Annotated in this window: 22 protein-coding genes; 8 read left to right on the top strand and 14 right to left on the bottom strand. The window is 35.3% G+C overall.

Features of this window, described 5'->3' with window-relative positions; all coding sequences use genetic code 11:
- Nucleotides 1–46: 46 nt before the first annotated feature.
- The gene (locus ACFSQS_RS03545) at nt 47–970 is read right to left on the bottom strand and encodes a homoserine kinase (RefSeq protein WP_388014193.1); all 924 of its coding nucleotides are present in this window, start codon (nt 968–970) and stop codon (nt 47–49) included.
- Between the two features lie 78 nt (nt 971–1048).
- Nucleotides 1049–3493 carry a bifunctional aspartate kinase/homoserine dehydrogenase I gene (thrA, locus tag ACFSQS_RS03540; RefSeq protein ID WP_388014190.1) on the bottom strand — a complete coding sequence of 815 codons (2445 nt, stop codon included), beginning with the start codon at nt 3491–3493 and terminating at the stop codon, nt 1049–1051.
- Nucleotides 3494–3868: 375 nt separating this feature from the next.
- Here thrA and ACFSQS_RS03535 point away from each other — a divergent pair, with 375 nt between their 5' ends.
- Nucleotides 3869–5422 carry an NAD(P)H-hydrate dehydratase gene (locus tag ACFSQS_RS03535; RefSeq protein ID WP_388014187.1) on the top strand — a complete coding sequence of 518 codons (1554 nt, stop codon included), beginning with the start codon at nt 3869–3871 and terminating at the stop codon, nt 5420–5422.
- Nucleotides 5423–5448: 26 nt separating this feature from the next.
- Nucleotides 5449–5868 (top strand): hypothetical protein, encoded by a 420-nt coding sequence (locus ACFSQS_RS03530; RefSeq protein ID WP_388014184.1) that lies wholly within the window; start codon nt 5449–5451, stop codon nt 5866–5868.
- Between the two features lie 284 nt (nt 5869–6152).
- On the opposite strand, the gene ACFSQS_RS03525 is transcribed toward ACFSQS_RS03530, so the two are convergent.
- From ACFSQS_RS03525 to ACFSQS_RS03500, 6 genes are all read right to left on the bottom strand, one after another.
- Complete coding sequence (locus tag ACFSQS_RS03525; RefSeq protein ID WP_388014181.1) at nt 6153–7187, bottom strand: TlpA family protein disulfide reductase; 1035 nt, start codon at nt 7185–7187, stop codon at nt 6153–6155.
- A gap of 83 nt (nt 7188–7270) precedes the next feature.
- Nucleotides 7271–8125, bottom strand: coding sequence for a substrate-binding domain-containing protein (locus ACFSQS_RS03520; RefSeq protein ID WP_388014178.1), 855 nt, complete (start codon nt 8123–8125; stop codon nt 7271–7273).
- A 13-nt stretch (nt 8126–8138) separates the two neighbouring features.
- Nucleotides 8139–9002, bottom strand: coding sequence for a nucleoside phosphorylase (locus ACFSQS_RS03515; protein WP_388014175.1), 864 nt, complete (start codon nt 9000–9002; stop codon nt 8139–8141).
- Nucleotides 8992–9933, bottom strand: coding sequence for a DUF1835 domain-containing protein (locus ACFSQS_RS03510; protein WP_388014172.1), 942 nt, complete (start codon nt 9931–9933; stop codon nt 8992–8994). Before ACFSQS_RS03510 ends, ACFSQS_RS03515 begins: the two co-directional genes overlap by 11 nt.
- A 3-nt stretch (nt 9934–9936) precedes the next feature.
- Complete coding sequence (locus ACFSQS_RS03505) at nt 9937–10266, bottom strand: translation initiation factor (RefSeq protein ID WP_388014169.1); 330 nt, start codon at nt 10264–10266, stop codon at nt 9937–9939.
- A gap of 133 nt (nt 10267–10399) precedes the next feature.
- Entirely contained in the window at nt 10400–11350 is a 951-nt protein-coding gene (locus tag ACFSQS_RS03500; RefSeq protein ID WP_388014166.1) for an isopenicillin N synthase family dioxygenase, read from the bottom strand.
- Nucleotides 11351–11512: 162 nt separating this feature from the next.
- Here ACFSQS_RS03500 and ACFSQS_RS03495 point away from each other — a divergent pair, with 162 nt between their 5' ends.
- The 3 genes from ACFSQS_RS03495 (at nt 11513) to ACFSQS_RS03485 (ending at nt 16440) form a co-directional block, all read left to right on the top strand.
- A complete protein-coding gene (locus ACFSQS_RS03495) occupies nt 11513–13489 on the top strand; it encodes an alpha-ketoacid dehydrogenase subunit alpha/beta (protein WP_388015106.1) in 1977 nt (658 codons plus the stop codon).
- A gap of 207 nt (nt 13490–13696) precedes the next feature.
- Complete coding sequence (locus ACFSQS_RS03490) at nt 13697–14569, top strand: sterol desaturase family protein (protein WP_388014163.1); 873 nt, start codon at nt 13697–13699, stop codon at nt 14567–14569.
- 1199 nt (nt 14570–15768) lie between these two features.
- Nucleotides 15769–16440: a hypothetical protein gene (locus tag ACFSQS_RS03485; RefSeq protein WP_388014160.1), complete on the top strand. Its 672-nt coding sequence runs from the start codon at nt 15769–15771 to the stop codon at nt 16438–16440.
- Between the two features lies 1 nt (nt 16441).
- On the opposite strand, the gene mgrA is transcribed toward ACFSQS_RS03485, so the two are convergent.
- The gene (gene mgrA / locus ACFSQS_RS03480) at nt 16442–17455 is read right to left on the bottom strand and encodes an L-glyceraldehyde 3-phosphate reductase (RefSeq protein ID WP_388014157.1); all 1014 of its coding nucleotides are present in this window, start codon (nt 17453–17455) and stop codon (nt 16442–16444) included.
- 174 nt (nt 17456–17629) lie between these two features.
- Between mgrA and ACFSQS_RS03475 the strand changes: the two genes are divergently transcribed.
- Nucleotides 17630–19186 carry a DEAD/DEAH box helicase gene (locus tag ACFSQS_RS03475; protein ID WP_388014154.1) on the top strand — a complete coding sequence of 519 codons (1557 nt, stop codon included), beginning with the start codon at nt 17630–17632 and terminating at the stop codon, nt 19184–19186.
- A 103-nt stretch (nt 19187–19289) separates the two neighbouring features.
- Here the strand turns inward: ACFSQS_RS03475 and ACFSQS_RS03470 are convergent, their stop codons facing one another.
- The 4 genes from ACFSQS_RS03470 to ACFSQS_RS03455 form a co-directional block, all read right to left on the bottom strand.
- The gene (locus ACFSQS_RS03470; RefSeq protein WP_388014151.1) at nt 19290–19778 is read right to left on the bottom strand and encodes a hypothetical protein; all 489 of its coding nucleotides are present in this window, start codon (nt 19776–19778) and stop codon (nt 19290–19292) included.
- Nucleotides 19779–19895: 117 nt separating this feature from the next.
- Nucleotides 19896–20372, bottom strand: a complete 477-nt coding sequence (locus ACFSQS_RS03465; protein WP_388014148.1) for an Hsp20/alpha crystallin family protein — start codon at nt 20370–20372, stop codon at nt 19896–19898.
- 350 nt (nt 20373–20722) lie between these two features.
- The gene (locus ACFSQS_RS03460) at nt 20723–22075 is read right to left on the bottom strand and encodes a DEAD/DEAH box helicase (RefSeq protein WP_388014145.1); all 1353 of its coding nucleotides are present in this window, start codon (nt 22073–22075) and stop codon (nt 20723–20725) included.
- A gap of 36 nt (nt 22076–22111) precedes the next feature.
- Nucleotides 22112–23002, bottom strand: coding sequence for an aldose 1-epimerase family protein (locus ACFSQS_RS03455; protein WP_388014142.1), 891 nt, complete (start codon nt 23000–23002; stop codon nt 22112–22114).
- 80 nt (nt 23003–23082) lie between these two features.
- On the opposite strand from ACFSQS_RS03455, the gene pabB reads away from it, so the two are divergent.
- A complete protein-coding gene (pabB, locus tag ACFSQS_RS03450) occupies nt 23083–24396 on the top strand; it encodes an aminodeoxychorismate synthase component I (RefSeq protein ID WP_388014139.1) in 1314 nt (437 codons plus the stop codon).
- On the opposite strand, the gene ACFSQS_RS03445 is transcribed toward pabB, so the two are convergent.
- Complete coding sequence (locus ACFSQS_RS03445) at nt 24393–25085, bottom strand: hypothetical protein (protein WP_388014136.1); 693 nt, start codon at nt 25083–25085, stop codon at nt 24393–24395. The two genes, pabB and ACFSQS_RS03445, sit on opposite strands and share 4 nt — an antisense overlap.
- A gap of 123 nt (nt 25086–25208) precedes the next feature.
- Here ACFSQS_RS03445 and tilS point away from each other — a divergent pair, with 123 nt between their 5' ends.
- Nucleotides 25209–26519: a tRNA lysidine(34) synthetase TilS gene (tilS, locus tag ACFSQS_RS03440; RefSeq protein ID WP_388014133.1), complete on the top strand. Its 1311-nt coding sequence runs from the start codon at nt 25209–25211 to the stop codon at nt 26517–26519.
- Nucleotides 26520–26549: the final 30 nt, after the last annotated feature.

The raw sequence follows: 26549 nt of genomic DNA, 5'->3' as shown, positions 1-26549 counted from the left end.
CCTGCTAAGTCGGGAATCTGTTTATTAGTTGTTCGTAAATTTTAATTTATCCAATAATCTTTACACCCTCGGTGTTGATTTTTGATACAAAAACATCGAATTCTATGTTTGTTTTTGAATATACTTTTTTAATGGCCGCTTCTACATTTTTAGCTTGTTCCAGTCCTTCAGTTAAAGAAAAAACTGATGGCCCAGAACCAGAAATCCCACAACCTAAAGCACCATGTTGTAAAGCGGTTTGTTTTACTTCTTTAAAGTACGGAATTAATTGGCTGCGGTGTGGTTCTATAATAACATCGTGCAACGCCCTTTTTATAAGTTGGTAATCGTTGGTGTGTAATCCATGTATTAAACTGCCAAAATTGCTCCATTGCGTTATGGCATCCTCCAGCGGTACTTGTTTGGGCAATATGGCTCTGGCTTCAACGGTTTTTATTTCAATCTGCGGATGTATAATGGTAGCATATAGGTTATTTGGTGTTGGAATTTGTAAAATCTCAAGTGGCGATATGCTTTTTACCAAGGTAAAACCACCAAAAAGCGCTGGTGCCAAATTATCGGCATGCTCGCATTTACTGGCTAAAGCTTCGCCTTTAATGGCAAATGCCGTAAGCTGTGTTTTGTTACAGGGGTTGCCTAAAAGTTGGTTCATGCCAAAAACACTACCAACTGCACTTGCTGCACTACTGCCTATACCGCTACCTGGTTTTATGTTTTTATAGATTTCAATTTCGAAACCGCAATCTGGTTTTAAGGCATTGTACATAGCTAGTGCCGAAACCCCAGCTACGTTTAGCTCGGTTTCCAAGGGTAAATTAAAGCCTTCGGCTTTGGTTACAAAAACACCTTTTTTGTCGGTTTTCCTTATTACCATTTCGTCTCCAACTGTATCTAAGCAAAACCCTAGTACATCGAAGCCACAAGAAACATTGGCAACTGTTGCCGGCGAAAATATTTTTATTTCGTTCATATTTTATAGAAATAAGAAAATTGAGAAGAGATAATTGATTGATTTAAAACTGAGTTTGTTCTCTTTTCTTTATTCTTTTTAATCGTTTCCAATTTTAATTATATCAGAGAAAATACCAGATGCCGTAACATCGGCGCCAGCACCGGCACCTTTAATAATCATGGGTTGTTCTGGGTAGCGCTGGGTGTAAAACATAACAATATTGTCTTTGCCTTCTAAGTTGTAAAACGGGTGGCCTTCGGGTATTTCTTGCAAGCCAACCCGTGCTTTTCCGTTGTTAAACTGTGCCACATATTTTAATTGGCAATGGTTCGCTTTCGCGCAAGCAAATAGTTGTTGGTAATGTGCTTCATCTTTAATTAAGGTTTGGTAAAAATCATCAACCGTATCACTTTTTAAACCAGATTCTGATAAGAAGGGATTGTTTTCAATATCTTCTAAATTCATTTCAAAACCACTTTCTCTTGCCAGAATTAAAATTTTTCGTGCTACATCCACACCACTTAAATCTATTCTTGGGTCGGGCTCGGTATAGCCTTCTTCTTGAGCTTGTTTTACCACATCGTGGAATTTTGTGGTATCATTGAAATTGTTGAAAACAAAATTTAAGCTCCCCGATAAAACCGCTTGTATCGATGTGATTTTATCGCCCGAAGCTATAAGGTTATTTAAAGTGTCTATAATTGGTAAACCTGCGCCAACATTGGTTTCAAATAAAAACGGAGCATTGTATTTAAGCGATAGGCGTTTTAACAGCCTATAGTTTTCGTAATCGCTAGAGCAGGCAATTTTATTGCAAGCTACAACACCAATACTTTGGCGCAAATAGTTGGGGTATAAATTTGCAACTGCTTGGTTTGCAGTAATATCTACAAAAATGCTATTGCGTAGGTTTAAAGCTTTTGTGTTTTCGAAAAAGCCTTCTAAACTTGCTTTTCTGCCTGCGGATAGTTGGGCTTTCCAGGTGTTTAAATCGATGCCGTGTTCGTTAAAAATCATGGTTCTGGAATTGGACAAGCCAATAATGCGCACATTTATTTTTAAGTTTTCGTTTAAGTATTTTTTTTGTTGCTTTATTTGTTCTACCAAGCGTTCTCCCACATTGCCAACACCGGTTATAAACACATTGAGTTGTTTTATTTGAGTTTCAAAAAATTTCTCGTGCAAGGTGTTTAAAGCCTTTTTTATGTCTTTTTTGTCTATTACAGCTGAGATGTTTTTTTCTGAAGCCCCTTGCGCAATAGCTCTAATATTAATATTGTTTTTGCCCAAGGTGCTAAACATTTTACCGCTAATGCCTTGGTGGTTTTTCATGTTATCGCCAACCAAAGCGACGATGGATAGCCCTGTTTCAACAGTAATAGGGTCTATTTTATGGAGCGCAATTTCATTTTCAAATGCTTTGTCGATAGCTGTTTTTGCCGCTTCGCTATTGTTTTCATCTAGCCCTAAGCAAATGGAATGTTCTGATGAGGCTTGGGTAATTAAAATAATGTTTATTTTTTCTTGAGCCAAAGTTTCGAACAAGCGTTTTGAAAACCCCGGAATACCAATCATGCCACTGCCTTCAAGCGTTAACAGTGCTACATTGCTTATGTTGCTAATGCCTTTTACCGGAAATGCTGCGCTTGTGGCGTTGTTGGAAATAATGGTGCCGGCTGCTTCGGGTTTTAAAGTGTTTTTTATGTGAATGGGAATGTTTAAATCCAATACCGGTTGTACCGTTGGTGGGTATAAAACTTTGGCGCCAAAATGCGATAGCTCCATAGCTTCTTGATACGAGATTTCTTTAATGGGGTAGGCTTGTTTTACCAGTTTTGGGTTGGTGGTAAACATGCCGCTTACATCGGTCCAGATTTCTAATTGTTTAACCTGTAATGCTGCTGCTACAATGGCTGCGGTAAAATCGGACCCGCCACGACCAAGTGTGGTTTGCTCGCCCATGGTAGAGTTGGCTACAAAACCAGGTAGAATGGTAATTTGCTGTGTGGCCGATTTAAAATAATCTGTAATGTTACTATTTGTTATATTAAAATTAACTTCGGCCTTTGTAAAATCAGAATTGGTAATTATTAATTCTTGTGAATTTTTAAGTGCAACCGATAAGCTTCTGTTTTTTATAGTTTCAGCAATAATGAAAGACGATAAAGACTCACCAAAACTAACCAATTTATCTGATGTTTTGGGCGATAGTTCATTAATCAAATAAATGCCATCAAGTAAATTTTTAAGATCGTTTAGCCGATTTTCAATAGAATTAATAATAGATTTGTTGTTATCTGGATTCAGTTCATTTATAATTTCAAAATGAATGGCTTTAATTGTATTAAATGTATCTAAAAAAGTACTGTCTTTGTTTTGTGCTTGTTTACCGGCAAGCAGTAATTTATCGGTAATACCACCAACAGCCGAAACCACACATATTAGAGCATCTTCTTTTGAATAATTATCTAAAATGTGTATTACTTTATCTATATTTTTTGCAGAACCTATAGATGTTCCTCCAAATTTTAAAACCTTCATTTTTTAATGAATTTGTATATTTAATAAATTGTTTAAGAAAATGTAATTATAATAATTACAAAGTTAGCCCGGAGATATTATAATTAGAAACCCCAAAGGGTAAAAGTAGGGGTAATTGCAATAAAAGTATAACCTATTATTGCTATAAAATAAGGACGGGTATTTGTTGTATTTTGGTTTAAATGAATCATTTTTCATATTTAAAACAAACCAAAAGTATTATTTTTAAATCAATAAAAAAACAAATTGATTTTTTTTATAGTATTCTTATCTAGTTTCTGTTTTTCATTAAAATAATATAGAAAACCAGATAATGATTAAAAAAACAATAACAGCCAAATAAGTCATTTATACAAAAAAACAATAGCATACCCGATGAAAATATTTTCTAAAGCACAAGTTTACAGTGGCGACAAACTAACAGCCCAACGGCAAAACATAACATCGACCGATTTAATGGAGCGTGCCGGAACCCAAATTTTTAATTGGATGCACGCCCGCATGCAAGGCGCCCAAGTGCCCATACACGTATTTTGTGGCATTGGTAATAATGGGGGCGATGGATTGGTTGTTGCGCGCCATTTGGTAACACATGGCTATAATGTTAAAACCTATGTGGTGAATTGCAGCGATAAACGTTCGAAAGATTTTTTGGTTAATTATGATAGAATTAAAAACGTAACTAAAAACTGGCCAACGTTATTGAGCTGTAAAGGAGATTTTCCTAAAATACACCACAACGATATTATAGTTGATGCGGTATTTGGTATTGGGCTAAACCGACCTGTTGATGCTTGGATAAAAGCCTTATTTGTACATTTTAAGAGTGCTAAAGCCTATACCTTGTCTATCGATATTCCTTCGGGTTTAAATACTGAAAAAACACCCGAAGATGAAGATGCAGTAGTTTGGGCGGGATACACATTAAGTTTTGCTTCGCCAAAACTGGTATTCTTTTTACCGCAAACAGCAAAATATACTGTACAATGGGAAGTGTTGGATATTGGCTTGGACAAGGAATTTTTATACACCACAGAAACCGAAGTTGAATTAATAGGAAAACACGAGGTACTGCCCATGTACATACCAAGAGATAAATTTTCGCATAAAGGCCATTTTGGGCATGCGCTTATTATTGGTGGTAGCTACGGCAAAATTGGTGCGGTAACCTTAGCCAGTAGAGCTGCACTTTCTGTAGGTGCAGGTTTAATAAGTGCTTACGTGCCTAAATGTGGATATACTGTTTTACAATCGTCTTTTCCTGAAGCCATGGTTATAACTGATACTAATGAAGCACTAATTTCTAAAATCGATTTTAAAATAGAACCCACAGTTATTGGTTTTGGGGTGGGCATAGGTACAAAAGCCAAAACTGTAAATGCTTTTGAAGCGTTTTTAAAAGTAAACATAACACCATTGGTTATAGATGCCGATGGTATTAACATCCTGTCTAAAAAGAAAGCCTTATTAAAATTATTGCCAAAATTAACTGTTTTAACGCCGCATCCAAAAGAGTTAGAGCGATTAATTGGTAATTGGAAAGACGATTTCGATAAATTAAAAAAAGTAAAGGCTTTTTCTAACAAACACCATGTTATTGTGGTTATAAAAGGAGCAAATACCATTACAGTGTTTCAAGACAAGCTGTATGTTAACTCTACAGGCAATCCAGGGTTGGCCACCGCAGGAAGCGGCGATGTGCTAACGGGAATTATAACAGGATTGATTGCTCAAGGTTATAACCCGTTGATAGCAAGTGTTTTTGGTGTGTATTTACATGGTAGATCTGCCGATATTGCAGTAGAAGATTTTGGTTACCATAGCTTAATTGCGAGTCGTGTTATCGATTATTTGGGCGATGCTTTTATTGATTTGTTTAAACAACCCGAACAACAAGAACAAGATAAAAAAGAAGAAAAAAATAGTTAGCAAAAGGAAAAACAGCAATCATAGAAATGAAAATAAAATTTAAAAAGAAAAGATTACGTATAAATTTAATATTTGGCATGGTATGGCTTATACTCGGTATTTTAAGTATTGTGACCGATGAAGATCTTCGTTGGACTGATTACGGATATTTAATAATAGGAATTTTATATTTGGGACACTATTTGTATGATTTAACATATCAATATCTCACTATCGAAAACGGAACAATCCAAAAAAACGGACTTTATGGATTTGGGAAAAAAATAATTCTTGAAGAAATAAATTGGATTAAAAAGTTTGCAGGAGATTACACACTGAAAACTGAACAAAATGAGTTGAAAATAAATACGGAATTGATTGACAAAGATTCGCTGAATGAATTGAATAAAATATTAGCAGAACTGAATTTACCATCTAAAAAAACACCGTTTACTAACAATGTATAATCACAATTACGGCAGGTTCTACTACGTTCTAATCCACTCATAATTGCAAGTGCCTGTGCGAAACCTAAAAATTATAGGATATTAACCCGTAATTAAAGGTTGTGCAAAACCTTTATGGGCAATAAAAAGAGGCTCTCTAAAAAGTGATTATCCTGTGTCAAACTGAGCGGAGTCGAAGCTTTAATGTTTTGAAAACCAAAGCATTTATACTGCGCTCAATGTAACATTTAGAGTAGAAATCGACTTTTTAGACAGCCTCTTTTATTTTAATTTTATGGAATAAATTAAATATTTAATTCAGTAAATAATTCTTTAATAGATGCGCTTGATGGTCTTGGGGCATCTGGTGTTACCACATTTCCGTTGGGGTCTATCAATAAAAACCTTGGAATGCCTTTAATTTTATAATCTTGTACAAACTGCGTTTGCCAGCCTTTTGGTGCAAATAATTGAATGCCGCCCAGTTCTTTATCGGTTACCATGGCTTTCCAGTTTTCTCTGGCCTTATCCCACGAACCACCATGACTTCTATCGTCATCAATCGATAGGCTAACAAATTCGATGTTTTTCCCATGGTATTCTTTTTCCAGGGCCTTTAAAGACGGGATTTCGGCTTTACAGGGGCCGCACCAAGTTGCCCAAACATCAACATATACGTATTTTCCTTTTAAGTCTGAAAGTGAGGTTGTTGTGCCGTCGAAGTTTTCAAAATCATTAAATACCGGCGAGGGCGATCCTTTTGGCAATTCTTCTTTTAAGGCAATAGATTCGCCTATGTATTGCTTATAGAAATTAAGCATGGGTTCTATCTCGTTTTTCCCTTTGTTGATTATTGAGGTATCCACATGAGAATTAGCTTCGTAAAATCTAGTTAATTCTGTTTTTATATTATCCAGTTTGGTTTCTAAACCCGCTTTGTCCAGTTTAGTCAGTTCTTCCATGTTCAGTAAATTTTCTTGAAGCAATGCTTTTTCAGCTAAAAAATTACTGTGTTCGGATCCCGTTCCCGTATATTTCACAGTTTCGTCAAAGGCTTTTGTGTCTAAGGTTAGGTTTAGATCAAATCCGTTTTTTAAGAATACCGAAGTAGATTCGCTTCCGTCGTACAGGAAATAAAGACCGGTTTCAACTTTTAGGGTATCTTTAAAAGTACCGTCTTGGTTAACTTGAATAGCTTTCGAGAAGCCTCTGGTTCTAACCACTAAAGAGTCGCTGTTTTTATTGGTAATTGTGCCCGATAAGGTTACATAATCTTTAGGTTCTTCTTTACATGCTACAGCAGTTGCAAAGGCGCAGCATAGAATTAGTAGTTTTTTCATTTTTTTGGTTTTAAAGTTGTAAAAATAGCCATTAGTATAGCTTTGGCGGTAGTATTAACATTTGTTTAAGAAATAGAATGCCTTTAGAGTTTGTGGGTTAGCCTTTTGTAATCGACCATTTCTGGGATAATATTTAGAGCAAGCAATTGGTTTTGTACATAATTGAGTGTTTTTTTATCTATAAGCTCCTGAGACCACTGGGTTAAACTCAGCCATTCTTTAACATCTTCTAGCTTTTGTTGGTAGCGGTTTGCTATGGTTTTGTCGATTCTTGGAATATCTTTAAATGCTGTAGTGGTATTGTTTATTATATTCAAAATCGTTTGAAGCTCTTTTTTGTTGGATTCTATAAATTCATTGCGTGCAGCAATTACAAAACAAGGCCAGGGCGAGGGGCAATTGCCTATGCGCCTAAAGGTTTCGTTGTCAACCAAAGGTTTTGTGGTAAATTTTTCCCATAAAAAATAATCGGCTTTTTGGTTAGTTAAACCTTCAATAGCACCGTTAAGGTTTTTTATCACTTCAAAATTCAAATCATTTTCTAAATTCCAATTGTTGTTCTTGGCATTTATGAAAGCCATTAAATGCGAACCGGAACCGTATCTGCTAATCGCCGCCTTTTTACCTCTTAAATCTTCAATGGTTTTATAAGGCGAGTTATGAGCTACATGAATCCCCCAAATTAAAGGGGTTTGCACAAAGGTTTGAACGATTTTGCATGGGTTTCCGTTTATAATATCGGTTACAATACCTTCGGTAAGAATAACGGCAATATCGATTTGCTTGTCTCTTAGAGCTTTGCACATTTCGCCAGTGCCACCGTAATAATCGTGCCAGCGCAGATTAATGTTTTCATTTTTATATTCACCCTTTTTTAGTGATAAATACCATGCTAAATTAAAATGCTCGGGCACACCGCCAATGTTTACTTGCTTCATTTGGTGTTTTTTTTTAAATTCTTTCTAAAGTGTAAATAATGAGGTCTTCAATAATTTTACTGGGGTTTTGGCTAAAGGTGCCATTGGCTCTGTTTGCTATTACCGCATTTAAGGAAAGTGCGTGGTGACCTAATAATTTGGACAAGCCGTAAATGGCCGATGTTTCCATCTCGAAATTTGAAATATAGGTGCCTTCAAAATTAAAAGCGTCCATATTATTATTTAAACTTTCATCTTGTAAAGGTAAGCGTAAAACGCGCCCTTGTGGGCCGTAAAAACCGCCGGCAGTTGCTGTAATTCCAGAATGTGTCTGTTCGCTTTTAAATTGTTTTTCTAATTTATTACTGTTTTTTACAATTATAGGTCTTGCTTTTAAAGGCGACCAGTTGGTTTGTTCTATAAAAGCATTTTCTATTTTTGAATCGCTAAAGGGTGCAATTTGGTAGGCGTGAAGCATGCCATTAATATCTAAACCATGCGAGCTCAATACAAAGGAATCTACCGGGATGTTGCTTTGTAAAGCCCCCGATGTACCCACCCTAATTATGTCGAGACTGGTAAGTTTTTCTTTTGGTTTTCTGGTTTTTAAATCGATATTAACCAAGGCATCCAATTCGTTTAAAACAATATCGATATTATCGGGCCCAATACCGGTAGAGATAACCGTTATGCGTTTGTCTTTGTATGTGCCGGTTTGGGTTTTAAACTCGCGTTTTTGGGTTTTAAACTCAATAGTATCAAAATGTTTTGTTATTTTTTCAACGCGGTTTTGGTCGCCAACACAAATAATGGTGTTTGCAATGTTTTCGGGTTTTAAATTAAGATGATAAATACTGCCATCTGGATTTAAAATAAGTTCGGAGTCTTTAATGCCCATCTGCAATTGTTTTTATGAGTTTGTTTTGTTTTTTGTTGAATTGGTAATCTAATTTATTAACACCGCCAAAAACCATGTTGTTGTTTAATTGTAATGAAAAATTATAAGTACCCAACAGGGCTTCGTGTCCTTTTCTGTTTAATTCTAAGCCTTTGGTAGTAACAGAAAAAAAGATATTCAACTTGTCGATTATTCGATGGAACTGAAGATCGGTATAGCCGTAGTATCCTTGATAATTTATCGCATATCCTAATAGATGATGCATTGATTTTACCGTGTTGTTTTTAATGATGCTTAAAATATTACGTTCTAGGGCATTTAAACCGCTTTTATAATCTGGAAACCGTTGTAAATGAGCCTTTAAGCAGTTGTTAAGGTATATAAACGACGATCTTTTTACAATAAAGGGTTTAAGCAAATTATGGTCTTTGCCGCAGTATATGCCCCAAAGCGTGGTGGCCAACTGTATATCTTCAGGGTTTAATTTAACCTTGTTTTTGTAGTGTTTTAAAAGTTGTTCTGCAGTAAGTTCTGGTAAAGCTTTAAGATTTTTTTCGCCTCTAATCCTACCACTACAAACCAGATAGATGGGAAGTCTTGTTTTTTTTTGCTTTATAAGGCTAATAACTGCCAGCATATTGATGTGGCAAAACAAATCGTACTCGAACCAAAGCACAATTTCTGTGTAATTATCCAAATCATTTAATTTATTGAGCTCTTTTTTTATTTCGTTAACATCTAAATCGATGTCGTAATAATCTTTTAAAAAAGAAGTTCTTAAACTTAAAAAATGATTGTTATCAATAGTGGCTAGCGTGGGGCCTTCGCAAAGCATTTCTTGCCATGTTAGTTTTTCTCCAACAATATCTAGTTCGTTTAAATAATTTGTTAAACTAGTTCCATTTGTTATATGCAATAGCTTTTTAGCCATAAATTAACCGCCAACGCGTTTTACATTAAAGCCTTTGGCTTTTAGTATTTGCATGATTTTATCGCGGTAATCACCTTGAATAATAATTTTATCATCCTTAAAACTACCGCCAACACTTAGTGTTTTTTTTATGTCTTTGGCAAGTGCTTTAAAATCCTGGGTTGCTCCTGTGTAGCCTTCTAAAATGGTTATGGGTTTGCCTTTTCGTTTTTCGTATTTGCAAATTATAGGATCGTCTTGCAGCCACAAATCTTTTGTTTCTTGGGTTTCATTAACTGGTTCTTCAGAAATATGATCGGGAAATAAGTTTTTTAGTTGGTCTTGTAAATCCATATTAGCCCCTCTTAATCTCCCCAAAGGGGAGAAACTCAAATTGGGTATTTGAGTTTTTTGTTTTATTTGTTAGATTATTATTCTATTTTCTTTATAATTTATTCCTTCCCTTTGGGAAGGTTAGGATGGGCTTTTATTTTTTTATCAACCCTAGTTCAATTAAGCGTTCGGTTAAAAATTCGCCAGCAGTAATATCATCAAAAGCTTTAGGGTTTTTTTCGTCAATGCAACCTTCTAAAACATTTAATTTCATATCACTAATGGGATGCATAAAAAACGGAATGGAATAACGCGAAGTGCCCCAAAGTTCTTTTGGTGGGTTAACAACGCGGTGTATGGTAGATTTTAATTTGTTGTTGGTGTGCCTCGAAAGCATATCGCCAACATTAATCATGAGTTCTTCGGGTTCTGCAATGGCGTCCAACCATTCGCCTTTGTGATTTTGTACTTGCAATCCACGGCCTTGTGCGCCCATTAAAAGCGTTATTAAATTAATGTCGCCATGTGCTGCGGCACGAACCGCTTCTTTAGGCTCTTGGGTTATTGGCGGATAATGTATGGGTCTTAAAATAGAGTTTCCGTTGTGAATGTAGTCGTCAAAATAAGTTTCCTTTAAACCTAAATGCAATGCTAAGGCACGTAATACGTATTTTGCGGTTTTTTCAAGCATTCTGTAAGCTTTTTTGCCTACGGTATTAAAGTTTGGCAATTCTTCTACGGTTACGTTTTTTGGGTATTCGGCTTCTAATTTTGGGTTGTTTTCAACATACTGCCCAAAGTGCCAAAATTCTTTTAAATCGCCTTCTTTTTTGCCTTTTGCGCTTTCTTTCCCGAAAGATACGTAACCTCGTTGTCCACCAATTCCTGGAATTTCGTATTTCTGTTTCGTTTCAGTTGGCAAACTAAAAAAACGTTTAACCTCAGAGTATAAATCATCTACTAACTTATCATCTAAAAAATGCCCTTTTAATGCTACAAAACCAATGTCTTCGTAAGCTTTACCAATGGCATCTACGAATTTTTGCTTTCTATCGGGGTCGTTAGAGATAAAGTCGCTTAAATTAACACTCGGTATCCTTTTCATAAGAATAATTTTTTAATGGTATGTATTACAAATGTACAAAAACATTGTAGATTTTTTCGGGTATATTTTGAGATAACTTTTCTGAAGATATATCCATTTTATTTTATATTTGATAAAATTTGTAACCCCTGTTTTATGAGCGATACCACCTCATTATTCAATATGGCCTATATTGCTAAAGATCTCGATAAGAAGAAGTTGCTTCAGCTTTACGCCAATATGCTAAAACCCAGAATGATTGAAGAAAAGATGCTTATTTTACTTCGTCAAGGTAAGATAAGCAAGTGGTTTTCTGGTATTGGTCAAGAAGCAATTTCGGTTGGTGTAACCATGGCCATGAGCCAAAGCGAGTACATATTGCCCATGCACAGAAACCTTGGTGTGTTTACTACTAGGGGCATCCCTTTGCAGCGGTTATTTGCCCAATGGCAGGGAAAGGCATCTGGATTTACTAAGGGTCGAGACCGCTCGTTCCATTTTGGAACCCAAGAGTACAAAATTGTAGGTATGATTTCGCATTTGGGGCCGCAATTGGGCGTTGCCGATGGTATTGCCCTGGCCAGTAACTTAAAAAACAAAAACGAGGCTACGGCTGTTTTTACAGGCGATGGCGGTACTAGCGAAGGCGATTTCCATGAGGCCCTAAACGTGGCTTCAGTTTGGAAACTGCCCGTTATGTTTTGTGTTGAAAACAATGGTTACGGTTTATCTACGCCAAATAGCGAACAGTATAATTGTAAGGACATTGCAGATAGAGCCTTGGGTTACGGCATGGAATCGCATATTATTGATGGCAATAATATTATTGAAGTTTACACCAAAGTTAGTAACATTGCCTCAAACATTCGGGAAAATCCACGCCCCGTTTTAATAGAATTTAAAACTTTTAGAATGCGCGGGCACGAAGAGGCAAGTGGCACTAAATATGTGCCGCAGAATCTAATGGATGCCTGGGCTAAAAAAGATCCAGTGGTTAATTTCCAGTCGTTTTTAAAAGCCGAAGGGTTGTTGAATGAAGTCGAAGAGGTGTCAATAAAAGAAGGAATATTAAAAGAGATCAATGAGAATTTAGACATTGCTTTTAATGAAATTGACATTATTCCTAATGAAACCAATGAGTTAGATGATGTGTATAAAAATTTTGAATATGAGGAGATTACGCCGAATAAAAACACCAAAGAGATCCGTTTGATAGATGCCATTTCCCAAGGATTAAAACAAAGCATGCAACAACATAACGATTTGGTAATTATGGGACAGGATATTGCCGAATACGGTGGCGTATTTAAAATTACCGAGGGTTTTGTTGAAGCCTTTGGAAAAGACAGAATCCGTAATACACCAATCTGCGAATCGGCCATTGTTGAGGCTGCCATGGGGCTATCTATAGCCGGAATTAAAAGCGTTGTAGAAATGCAATTTTCAGATTTTGTGACTTCTGGATTCAATCCTGTGGTTAATTATTTGGCAAAATCGCATTACCGTTGGAATCAAAATGCAGATGTGGTTATACGAATGCCATGTGGTGGTGGCGTTGCTGCTGGTCCGTTTCACTCGCAAACCAACGAAGCATGGTTTACCAAAACCCCGGGTTTAAAAGTGGTGTATCCTGCATTTCCTTATGATGCCAAAGGCTTGTTGGCAACCGCCGTAAACGACCCCAATCCGGTGTTGTTTTTCGAGCATAAAGGTTTGTACAGGAGTATCCGTCAAGAGGTTCCCGAAGATTATTACACCTTGCCATTTGGAAAAGCATCGGTTTTAAAAACGGGCAAGAATGTAACCGTTATTGCTTATGGCGCCGCGGTGCATTGGGCGTTGGAAACTTTAGAGAACAATAATAACATTCAGGCAGATGTAATAGATTTAAGAACCCTTCAGCCCTTAGATACCGAAACAATTTACCATTCGGTAAAAAAGACAGGAAGAGCCATTATTTTGCAAGAAGATTCTTTGTTTGGTGGGATTGCAAGCGATATTTCCGCTCTTATAATGGAACATTGTTTTGAGTATTTGGATGCCCCTGTAAAACGCGTGGCAAGTATGGAAACCCCTATACCTTTTGCCAATCAATTAGAAGCACAATACCTCGCTAAAGGTAAGTTTGAAGCCGCTTTAAAAGATCTTTTGGCATATTAAAATTTGTTGAGTTTTCATTTTGAAAAAAGATAAACTCTTGTAGGATTGTTGTTCGTCATTGCGCATCATTTTTTTTAATGATGTAGCAATCTGTTTATTGATTATTTATGTGAAAATTGAAACAGAAAATTAAAAGAATACCACGTTTCATTTTTTTTTACGATCATTATGACTTAAATATTAGTGTATTTGTGCAAAATAAAATTTATGAATTACATTGAGGCCTTTAAAACAGCATTTTTCAATACCTTAAACTGGACCTGGGATTCCATAGTTTTTAACGTGCCCTGGTACACCAATTATTTTTGGGGTTTAATTGTTATTTCGCTTGTTGTTTGGGGCTTGGAAATTGTGTTTCCATGGAGAAAAAACCAATCTATTTTTAGAAAAGATTTTTGGCTCGATGCCTTTTATATGTTTTTTAATTTCTTCATTTTTGCTATAGTTATAAGTGGTGTTTACAAGGCGTTGGAAGTTTTGTTTTTGCAGTTGGGTATTACGGCAAAATCTTTAGCGGTAATAGATATAGCAACATTTCCTATGTTGATCCAACTTCTGGTTTTTTTTGTTTTACAGGATTTTGTGCAATGGTTTACGCATGTTTTATTACATCGTTTTAATATTTTGTGGAAATTCCATAAAGTACACCACTCGGTAAAAGAAATGGGTTTTGCAGCACATTTACGTTACCATTGGATGGAAAATATTTTTTATAAACCCCTAAAGGTTTTAGCAGTTATGCTTTTAGGTGGTTTCGAGCCCGAGCAAGCCTTTATTGTTCATTTTATAGCCATAACCATTGGCCACCTAAACCACGCCAATGTTAAACTCACTTACGGCCCTTTAAAGTATGTATTTAACAATCCGGTAATGCACTTGTACCATCATGCGTACAGTTTGCCCAAAGGCCGGAATTACGGTGTAAACTTTGGGATTAGCTTAAGTTTATGGGATTATATTTTTAAAACCAATTTTGTTCCAGAAAAAAGCGGAACTATTGAATTGGGCTATTCAGACGATTTTAAAATGCCCAAAAGTTTTTTAAAGCAAATGTTTTATGGGTTTAAAAAAGAGGATTAGTTTACCAAATCAGCCGTAAAATAACCAATCGGTTGCGTTTTATAAAATTTAAAGGACAAGCGTTTTTGGGCGATTTTTCAGTTGTGCTAAAGCCACCATGTTGTGTTAGTTTTTATTGCTGCCTTTTGGTAAAATGGAACTAGATCAGGTTTAAAAAATTCGGTTTTCGCTTTTTTTATATTTGCAAATGACTAATCCTTAGTTGTAATTCATTAATTCTTTCAATTTAGTAATCAGATCCGGAAACTCTGTTACAAAGGCCATTAAATTTATAGAATTTTATTTAGCCTTAGCTTTAATCGAAAGGAATTCCTCGAGTTTATTCACCGTGGTTTCCCTTGCCCAACTTGTTGGGAGTCATTAGCAATCCCCTTAACTGGTAAGAAAATAAAACTTAATTTAAAAAACAATACCCTTTGCCAGAGCTTATTTTAGTGAGCATAACGCTTAGTGCCTTTCCAAATCGCCCCACTTGAGTTATTAAAACTTATTATTCGCCTATTTTGCGACGTGTTTTCTTGTGTGTTTATGCCTAAATGTTTAGATAATTTGATAGATAATTTCATGATTTCTTTGATTGATGATGATAAATTCTCAATTAAAAGACGCTACATTATCTGTAACGTCTTTTAGTGTTCCAATGGTTACTTTTTGTAGGGTTTAAAGTGCTGCTTAATTGATTGGTGTTTAATGTTCTCATAATTTTGTTTTTTTAATTGATTACTGTTTTATAATTATTCAAATATGTTTTAAAGTGTTGCTAGTTAGTGATTTAAATATCTGAATTGTTGTTTAATGATGATGGATTCTAACTATCTAAAGCGCCTTTTGCTATTCCATTGGTTGCTTTTTGTATGGTTTAAAGTGCTGCTTAATTGATTGGTGTTTAATGTTCTCATGATTTTTGTTTTTTAATTGATTTATACTGATAAGACGATGCGAATTAAATATTGTTACAGTACTATGCATAACATACTAATTAATTAACATATTTTAACTATTTAAGGGGGAATACAAGGTAAGTTTGTTATGTATTGAAAGACTTTATATTATATTTAGGAATGGTTTTTGCTTAAATAAATGCTAAATAACATTTGTAATAAGAAGAATTTCAGATAAAAATAATAGCTTTGAAGTCCGTAACGGCACTTATATAAATTGATAAAAAAATTAAACAACAGTTTATTGAATAATTTAAAATGATGAAATTTTATGCTGCCTTTTTTGTTTTGTGCTTTTTTGCTTTAACGGCAAACGCTCAAATAGATAGTAAAAATAAATCGACATCTATTCCTGCGGTAAAAAGTAAAAAGGATTCTGCCGAAGTTAAGCCCATGTTGCCCTCAAAACCTATTAAAAACAACACGGTTAATGGTATGTCTGTGCCAAAAACAAATACTGCTTTAAATTTTCCTAAAAAGGAATTTTCCATGTTTGGTGAAAAATTTGGGAATCCGGGAGAATTATATGAAGATAGATTGAATAAAAAAACCAATGAACTTAAAACCGAAATGCTTTTAGGCACAAAAGGCAGTAAAACCGACCAATATTTCGGTGATTTTAAAACCAAATCTAAATATGTTAGAGTTGTTTATAGAGACTTTGGAGAGCAAGATGGAGATTATATTCGTGTATTGGTAAACGATGAAATTTTAGAATTTCGAGTTATGTTAACAAACAGCACTAAAGGTTTTAAATTAGATTTAAAAGATGGTTTTAACAAAATAGATTTTTTAGCTTTAAATGAAGGTTATTTAATGCCCAATACTGCCGAATTTCATGTTATAGACGATAAAGGTAATATTATTGCTGGCAATCAATGGAACCTTTCAAGTGGTGTAAAAGCAACTATTATAGTGGTTAAAGAATAATTTAAGATACAATCTTATCAATCAAATTTAATTCCCCTTCACTAAAGTTTAAACAATCTAAACCTTTTACATTTTCTTTCAATTGATTTGCAGAACTTACGCCTACCAATACTGAGGCGACTTGTTTCTGTCTTAAAATCCAAGCAATTGCCATTTGCGATAGTTTTTGTCCGCGTTCTTGCGCCATAGCATTTAGGTTTTTAATTTTTTCAATATGAGAATAAACCATTTCTGCATTCAAAAAAACCGAATCGTTTCCTGCTCTAGAGTTTTCAGGAATCCCCTTTAAATATTTATCGGTAAGCATACCTTGGGCTAAAGGCGAAAACGCAATACATCCAACGCCATGGTTTTCTAAAGTATCTAAAAGTCCATCTTCCACCCAACGATCGAACATCGAGTATCTGGCTTGGTGCAAAATAAAAGGCACATTCAAACCCTTTAATAGTTTAGCAGCCTTTTGGGTGTCTTCTGGTCCGTAATTAGAAATGCCCACATATAAAGCCTTGCCTTGCCTAACAATATCTGCCAACGCACCCATGGTTTCCTGTAGTGGCGTATCTGGGTCTGGTCTGTGATGATAAAAAACATCAACATAATCTAAACCCATGCGTTTTAAGCTTTGGTCTAAACTAGATATTAAATATTTTCTAGATCCAAAATCTCCGTAAGGTCCAGGCCACATAGTATATCCTGCTTTTGTGGCTATAAATAATTCATCTCTATACGGTTTAAAGTCTTGCTTAAATATAGTTCCAAAATTTTCTTCAGCAGACCCCGGAGGCGGTCCATAATTATTGGCGAAATCTAAATGCGTTATTCCTAAATCGAAAGCTGTTCTTAAAATGTCTCTTCCATTTTTAAGGTCATCAACAAAACCAAAGTTATGCCATAACCCTAATGAAATTGCTGGAAGGCGTACACCGCTTTTCCCGGTTCTATTGTATTTCATATTGTCATAGCGTTTTGAATCAGCTTGATATGATGTTATTTTAGTTTTGTCGTTAGCTTGCATGTTTTCTAATTAAAAAGAAGTATAAAAATATGAATTAGTTTGCAGTAATATTGTATAATCATTCATTTTTACCCTCATTTTCAGAAGAATTAAAATTCATTTATAATTTTCATGGCAAACATTAGTTATTAACCCTCTAAAGGTGTTATTTTTGCACCTCTGAAAAATCAAAATATGTCTAAAATATCGACTTTAGAATTAGAAGAAAGAAAAGCTGGCAAAGACCTTTATAGCTATCAAAAAGGAGCTATAGATAAAATTTTCAAGGCCTTTGAAGAATCTCCAGACGATTATCATTTATTGTACCAGCTTCCAACGGGTGGCGGAAAAACGGTTATTTTCTCTGAAATTGTAAGACAGTATTTAAAGCACCATAAAAAAAAGGTGCTTGTTATGACGCACCGCATAGAGTTGTGCAAGCAAACCTCGAACATGCTTACAGAATTTGCAGTACATAATAAAGTAATTGACAGTAAGGCAGATTTAAGCGACCAAGCCGAATATAGCTGTTTTGTAGCCATGGTCGAGACTTTAAACAACAGATTAAATGATGATAAATTAGATATTTCGGATATTGGTTTGGTTATTATTGATGAGGCGCATTACAACTCGTTTACCAAATTGTTCAAGTTTTTTAGCCAATCGTTTATTTTGGGCGTAACGGCAACGCCCTTAAGCTCTAGTGTAGAATTGCCCATGACCGATAATTATGATGAATTGATTGTTGGCGAAAGTATAGAATCCTTAATTGATAACGGCTTTTTGGCACGGGCTAACATGTACTCTTACAATGTGGGCTTAACATCGCTTGTTGTGGGCGCCAATGGCGATTATACTGTAAAATCTTCTGAAGATTTATATACAGACAACGACATGCTATCTAAGCTAATACAAGCCTATGAAGAGCGCTCGAAAGGTAAAAAAACATTAATTTTTAACAATGGTATTAACACCTCGCTGCACGTTTACGATACCTTTAGGCGTGCCGGTTACCCCATTGCACATCTCGATAATACCAATACTAAAAAAGAGCGCGCCTTAATTTTAAAATGGTTTAAAAATACACCCGATGCCATTTTAACATCGGTTAGTATTTTAACAACTGGTTTCGACGAGCCAACCGTTGAAAGCATCATTTTAAACCGAGCTACAAAATCGTTAACGCTTTACTACCAAATGATTGGTAGAGGGTCGCGTATTTTAAAAGATAAAAAAACGTTTGATGTTATTGATTTAGGAAATAATTTCCATCGTTTTGGTGCTTGGGGAGACGATCTGGATTGGCAAAAAATATTTAAGTCGCCTTACTATTATTTAGACTCTTTGTTGAGCGACGAAGAGTTGGAAAGCAATTTTAGATACGAAATGCCCGACGAATTGCGCGCAGAATTCTCAAAATCCAAAGTGGTGTATTTCGATGTACAAAAAACCTATGTAGAATCTGTTAGGGCAGGAGCTTCATCAAAAGTGGTTTTAGAGCGCTCTATAGAACAGCATGCCAGAATATGCATAGAAAACAGTGAAGATGTTTACGATGCCTTGGCCTTGGCGAAAATGCTTGGAGACGATATAGATTTTAGAATTGGCAGATACACCAAATGCATTAGCAAAAGCACCTATAATTTTGTAGAATGGTTAAAAGGCGATTACAGAAAAAAGCTAAACGCGTATCTGCGTGCCAATTTTGATACCGTTTTTGAAGATATACATGGGTATCCGCCAGAAGATTGATTTTTATTTTTGCATTAAGGTTGTAAACAGAGACAAAGTGTTGCAATGGCGCATGTTGCTATTTGTAAAATAATTATTAGCTTAAGTATCTCAAATTGGGCAATTAATGCTCTTCTTTAGGCTTTATAAATTCCAATTTGTATTTTTCTAAAAACTGCTTTTGTCTTTCAATCATTTGTTGGTTAAATTTATCAATGTCCATAAAATCATTACCAAAATCACTACCAAAAAAATCATCATTAAAAAATTGTTTGCTAAAAAGCGAATCTTGAGAAAAGAAGTCTTCGAAACCTTGGTTTCTAAATCTCGAAAAGTTTTTAAAAAACCTAGATTTGTAAGATTGCATCAAACTATCGCGCTCTACATTTGTTAGAGCATCAAACGCATTGCCAGAAGACCAAGAGTAGATGCTGTCGTACCTAATTAAATTGCCGTTTTCATCAAATTCCTTGTCAACTTTCCAAGAGCCTTTGGGTTGTTCTATCTGTTTTTCCAAGTTGGTTTTGGGCACATTTTTTTCGATGTCTTTTTTTTGTCCGCTACAGCTAAAACTTAATAAAATAGCCATAGCCAAAATACCACATGTTTTCATTATTTCTAATTTTTTATTATTGAAAAAAACTCTATAAACAATAAATAACTTGTTTTTTATAATGGGGCTGAAACTTATGTTTCAGCCCCATTATTCATCTCTATAATTTGGAAAAAATTAAGAAATGCTAATTGTTCTTGCGGGCTTTTGTTTGGCTTCTTCTTTTTTGGGCAAAACAATAGTTAAAATGCCATCTTTATAATTGGCATTTATTTTATCGTCGTTAACAGTTTCTGGTAGGGTAAAGGTTCTTTTAAACGACGAATAGCCAAATTCTCTACGCGTATAATTCTCTTCAGTGTGCTCGTTTTCTTGTTTTGTCTCAGTAGAAATTGATAATACCTGATTGTTGAGGTTAATTTGGAAATCTGATTTTTTTAGACCCGGGACAGCCATTTCAACCATATAGGCATCAGCCGATTCTTTAATGTTAACTTTGGGTAAGGTAATGCCTGTATTGAAATTTGAAGTGAACGCAGATGGAAGGTCTCTGTTAAAGATCTCGTCTATCCAATGCGATAAATTTGAGAAGTTTGCATTTGAATTCGTGCTTGCTAAACTTCTGTTTTTAGGAACATTAACTAAATTGCTCATAATCAAAAATTTTAAATTAAACATTTATTTCAAATTTGAAACCTTTTTTTACTTCATTAGTTGCATAAGCAAATAAAATACCAAAATGCATTAATCGCATTAAAATGCAAAATTATTGTTAAAATTGTTATTAAAACCGCCAAATATTCAGTATTGTTGGTGGTTTTTTGATTAACTAAATGCCAATATGGCATTTGGTTGCCTAGTTTTTTATTGTATCAGAAAAACTTGGATTGATAATCACTAAACCCTTGAAAATTGAAACGGACCAGATTGTTTTTATTTAACCACATATTGGTAAATTTTAAAAACGGCACGAAGATTTAACTACTGCGAACAGGAAACTGTGGCTACTTTCGTTTATTGCGTTTATTGTAATTTTTATCGCCACGAGTTTTTGGCTTTTTGTACTTAGCAGCTATTTTAAATTTATACGAACCACCCAAATTCTCTTTCGAGTTCTTTTCAGATTTTTCATGGAATGCTGGCCCAGGAGCTTCTTTGTCCAGCCGTTTGGTTGGGTTGTTGCGCTCTTTTATATGCGGACGTTCTTCTTCAATAAGTTCGTTGGAAATTTCAACAACATCTGGGATGCTTAGCACCGGAATTTCCATTTGCATCAAATCCTCGATATTTTCTATAGCCTCCTGTTCCTTTTCAGTAGTAAACAAAAGGGCTTCACCTTTGCGTTCGGCACGACCGGTTCTTCCAATTCGATGCATGTAATTTTCAGGGTAATCGGGCGTATCAAAATTTATAACATGACTAACATTATCAATATCCAATCCACGTGCCATCACGTCGGTAGCAATTAAAATACGGTTCTCGCCAGTCCTAAATTGCTCAATGCTTCGCAATCTGTAATTTTGTGTTTTATTGGAATGAATCACGCAAAGTTCTTCATGGAATATTTCGTCTAATTTTTCAAATAAACGATCTGCCATCTTTTTATAAGCCACAAAAACTAAAACCTTGTTGAAGGTTTCGGTGTCATTCAATAAGTGAACCAATAGATTTACTTTGGTATAAAAATTTGGGACAATATATCGGGTTTGGCTAATGTTTTCTAAAGGCGTTCCCGAAACGGCTATGGAAACACGCTCAGGACTTTTAAAGAAATCATTAATTAGTTCGTCAACATCTTGCGTCATGGTTGCCGAGAACATGATGTTTTGTCGGCGTTGTGGCAGGATATCAAAAATATTAATAAGCTGATGCCTAAACCCTAAATCGAGCATGACATCCACTTCGTCAATCACTAATTTCTGAATCGATTTTAATTGCAACACACGGCTTAAAGCCAAATCGTACAAACGCCCCGGAGTGGCCACTAAAATATCCAAACCTTCGGCAACTGCTTGTTTTTGCGTGTTAATATTAGTGCCACCGTAAACGCCTAAAACTCGATTATTAATGTATTTTGAGAGCTTTTCAATTTCATCAACCACTTGCACAACCAATTCGCGCGTGGGCACTAAAATTAAAACCCGCGGGTTTTCTTGGGTAGAAAATTTTAGGTTTTTAAGTATAGGAAGCATGTACGCAAAGGTTTTTCCTGTACCGGTTTGCGCAATACCAACCATATCTTTTCCCGAGGCCACCACGTTAAAAGCCTCTGCCTGAATGGGCGTTGGCGTGGTAAACCCTAAATCGTTTAAGGCGTTGTGTAAAGGTGTGTTTATGTTTAAATCTGTAAAAGTCACTATCTTGTTTTAAGCTGCAAATCTACCATTAATTTTTTAGACTAAATGGTTATTATGAATTTCAATAGTATAAGTGGCTTCAAAAGTTTTGCCGGCAAGTAATGCAATAATGCCTTCTTTGGTTTTAAAATCTTGATTGGTGTTTTCGCCATCGGCAACGCCCAACCACGGTTCAATGCACACATAGTCGCCCTCTGGTTTTGCCCAAATACCCAAATACGGAAAATCGTGATAGCTCACCGAAAGTATAGCGCCATTTAACTTACTTTTTAAAGTCACTTTTCTGGATTTTAAATCTTTAAAAACGATTGCATCTCTATTAAATAGATCGTGGGTTAAATTGATGGTGTTCGAGCTGTTTAAAACGGTTTCGGTTTCAGAGGAAATCAATCCATTTTTAATATTGATTAAATGCGTTTTGGCGGTTTCAGTGTGTTCAAACTCCAAACTGTAATCTTCGTAATTTTCATTTTCAAACACGGGGCATTTAAAAGCGGGGTGCCCGCCAACAGAGAAATATATGGTTTTGTCATCCACATTTTTAATCTGGTGAATCACATCTATCTTATTATCAACAAGTAAATAAGTGATGTAAAACTCAAATTTAAACGGATAATTTTTCAGCGTTTCATCGTTGTAAAACAGAGCGAAAGTTAAACTGTTTTCGGTCCGTTCGTGCAAAAAAATATCGTTGTTATGCCTTATAAAACCGTGTTTTGGCATGCTGAATTTCTTGTCTTCAAAAGTATAGCTATTATCTTTTAAAGCTCCTATAATAGGGAATAGATTGGGTGCGTAACTGCCCCAAACGTTGGGGTTGGCATCCCACATAAATTGGGTTTTGTTTTGTGTTGAAGATATGTCGCAAAGTTCTGCGCCAATATTTTTTACTGCTATTTTTAGCTTGTTGTTTTGTAAAACGTGCATCAAAAAAATAATTTGTATGCTACAAAACTCTTAATTTTTTAAGTATTCTGAGTAACTTTACCCCATAAACTTTTTTTTTGTTGAGAACCACAAAGATTTTTAAAGTAGAAAACACCTATACATTTAAGCACCAAATATTGGTTTGGGCGCAACAATTTGACGATGTGGTTTGGTTGGATTCCAATCCCCAAAGCGATGGTGACAAACAGAACCATGCCAATTACGATGCGGTTTTAGCGGTGGATGCCCTTACCAGTATCCAAACGGATTTTTATGATGCATTTGAAAAGTTAAAAGAGTACCAAACCCTTGTAAACGATTGGATTTTTGGTTATTTAACCTACGATTTAAAAAATGATGTTGAAGCCTTAAGTTCCAATAATTTTGACGGATTAGCGTTCCCCGATTTATATTTTTTCCAGCCTAAAAAGCTATTTCTTTTTAAAGGTAGCGAAGTTGAAATTCGTTATTTAAAAGGTGTTGAAGATGAATGGGAAGACGATTTAAAAAACATCCGTCATTGCGAGGAGGAACGACGTAGCAATCTGCAAAATGAGAGCAACAACATCAAAATAAAACTCCGCATTCACAAAGACGAGTATTTTGAAAAAATAAACACTATGCTCGCCCACATCCATCGTGGCGATATTTACGAAGCCAATTTTTGTCAGGAATTTTATGCCGAAGACACCGTTATAAACCCGTTGGAAACGTACAATAAACTCAATGCCATTTCAAATCCGCCTTTCGCAACCTATTTAAAATGCCACGATAAGTATTTGTTATCGGCTTCTCCCGAGCGTTATTTGAGAAAACACGGCAATACCATTATTACGCAACCCATAAAAGGAACAGCGAAGCGTTCGGACAATATTGAAGAAGATGAGCTATTAAAAAACGCCTTGTTAAAAGACAAAAAAGAACGTAGCGAAAACATTATGATTGTAGATTTGGTGCGTAACGACCTTTCTAAAACAGCCATAAAAGGCAGTGTTAAAGTTGAAGAATTATGCAAAATTTATACCTTTGACCAAGTGCATCAAATGATTTCTACGGTAACTTCAAAGGTGGAGCAGCACACGCATCCCGTTGATGTTATAAAAAGCACATTCCCCATGGGTAGCATGACGGGCGCACCCAAAATTTCGGCCATGAAAATTATTGAAGACTTAGAGGAAACTAAACGCGGACTCTATTCTGGTGCTGTGGGTTATTTTTCGCCAATTGGCGATTTCGACTTTAATGTGGTTATCCGAAGTATTTTGTACAACCAAACAAAAAAATATGTGTCGTTTTCCGTTGGTGGGGCAATTACTGCAAAAAGCAAACCTTTAAACGAATACGAAGAATGTTTGGTAAAAGCCAAAGCGATGCGAACGGTTTTAGAGCATTAGCCCAAACGTTCCTTTAAGCTTTCAATGGTTAAATTTAAAATGCGTTTTACACGTTTTGCTTCAATGTTTTTAACTTGGGCAACTTCATCGTAATCCAGCCTTCCAAAAACGAATAAATCTACAATTTCAGATACTTTTAAGGGCAATAAAGTATAAAATTTACCTAAAATATTTTTATTGTTTAAAGCCGACATATCTTCAACTTCAAGCGCATTTTGTATCGAGGTGTTTTCGTTGTCATAAATAAACAAATGCTTGTGTTTGTGGTCTTGTTTGTACGAAATATCGTTGAGTTCTTCGTTCATTATAAAATCAAAATCCTCATCAACGGTAAAATGCTCTTCCAACCCGTCCAATTCTTCTTCTAAAATATCGTTTGTGCTCAGCGTTTGTTGATGAAATGCTTCTTTTTCAAACAACTCATTTAAATCGGCATCCACAATTTTGAACAACTTGATCTTTATAGCGAAAGCATCCATGTCCATATCGTAACCGCCTTCGTAAAATTTTGCAATAGCCTCGTCTATAAAATCGTTTGAGGCATACATGTTTTTTGGAATGATGCCTTTTGATTCTGCTATATACAAGCGGTGTTTAATATAAGCTTGCAAATGTTGTGTTGCCGAAACAACTTTTTTGTTAAAGGCATTTAAAGCCTCTTTATCGTTTAGTTTATCTGTAGCGCACATAGCTTTTGGTTTTATAATTAAAGCTTAAAGTTACAAAAAACTTAATTTTGAAACATGATTTTTATCATTGTAATCTGCCCACATCATGTGTATATAAATGAGCAATGTTGTATATTTGAAAACATGCTAAAACTATTAAAAACCCATATAAAAAAAGATTTTGCTTTCTTAAATAAAAGCAAGTTGCTCGTTGCCATTTCTGGCGGAATGGATAGCGTGGTTTTAGCGCATTTGTGCCATCAATTGCATTTAAATATTGCCTTGGCACATTGCAATTTTAATTTAAGAGGAGGTGAAAGTGATGCCGATGAAGCCTTCGTTTTAGATTTAGCCAAAAATTTAGATTTAGAAGTTTTTATTGAAAGTTTTGATACTGAAGCCTTTGCAAAAAACAATAAGCTTTCCATACAAATGGCAGCACGCGAATTGCGTTACAGTTGGTTTGATGAATTAGCCGAACAATTAGGTTTCGATTACATTTTAACAGCACATCACGCCGATGACAATCTGGAAACTTTTCTCATCAACCTATCTCGAGGAACGGGTTTAGAAGGTTTAACGGGAATTCCGGCGATTAACAATAAATTGGTGCGACCGCTATTGCCCTTTTCCCGCGAAGCGATTGAAACCTACGCAAAAGCTAAAAACCTAAAATGGCAAGAGGATAGTAGTAATGCATCAACCAAATATTTACGAAATAAATTACGGCACGATGTGATTCCTGTTTTAAAAGGAGTGAATCTGCAATGGCTTAAAAATTTTCAAAACACCTTAAAACACCTAAAAGGGACATCTGATATTGTTGCCGAAAGTGTCGATGTTTTTTTGAACAAAGCCATTGAAAATATGGACAACAACGAGGTTAAATTTAAGATTTCGGCGTTTAAAAAACTTGCACACCCAAAACCTTATTTGTATGAAACTTTTAAGGAATTCGGTTTTACGCAATGGGATGATATTTTACATTTATTAGATGCACAATCTGGAAAGCAAGTCTTTTCAAAAACACACCGATTAATAAAAGACAGAGCGCATTTATTATTAAGTGAAATTAATTTAGGTGAAAGCGGGCCGATTACTATTTTAGAAAAAGACAGAAAAATTGAAACCTCATTCGGAATTCTATTTTTTGATGAAGTTGATGCGATTACAGAAAAACGAAACAATATTATTTACGTTGATAAAGATAAATTAAAAATTCCGTTAACCATCAGAAAATGGGAAGAAGGCGACGTGTTTTATCCTTTAGGAATGAAGGGCAAAAAGAAATTAAGCAAATACTTTAAAGACGAAAAATTATCACTTTTAGATAAAGAAAAAGTGTGGTTGTTGTGTTCAAATAATGAGATTGTTTGGGTAATCAATAAACGCGCAGACAATCGATTTAAAGTAACCGAAAACACAAAACATATTATTAAAATAGAAATGCAGTAATTTTTTTACTCCTGTATTTCGGCTATCGTT

Source organism: Gelatiniphilus marinus (genome assembly GCF_042684345.1).
GTDB classification, from domain to species: Bacteria; Bacteroidota; Bacteroidia; order Flavobacteriales; family Flavobacteriaceae; genus Gelatiniphilus; species Gelatiniphilus marinus.
This window is presented reverse-complemented; position numbering and strand designations above follow the sequence as displayed.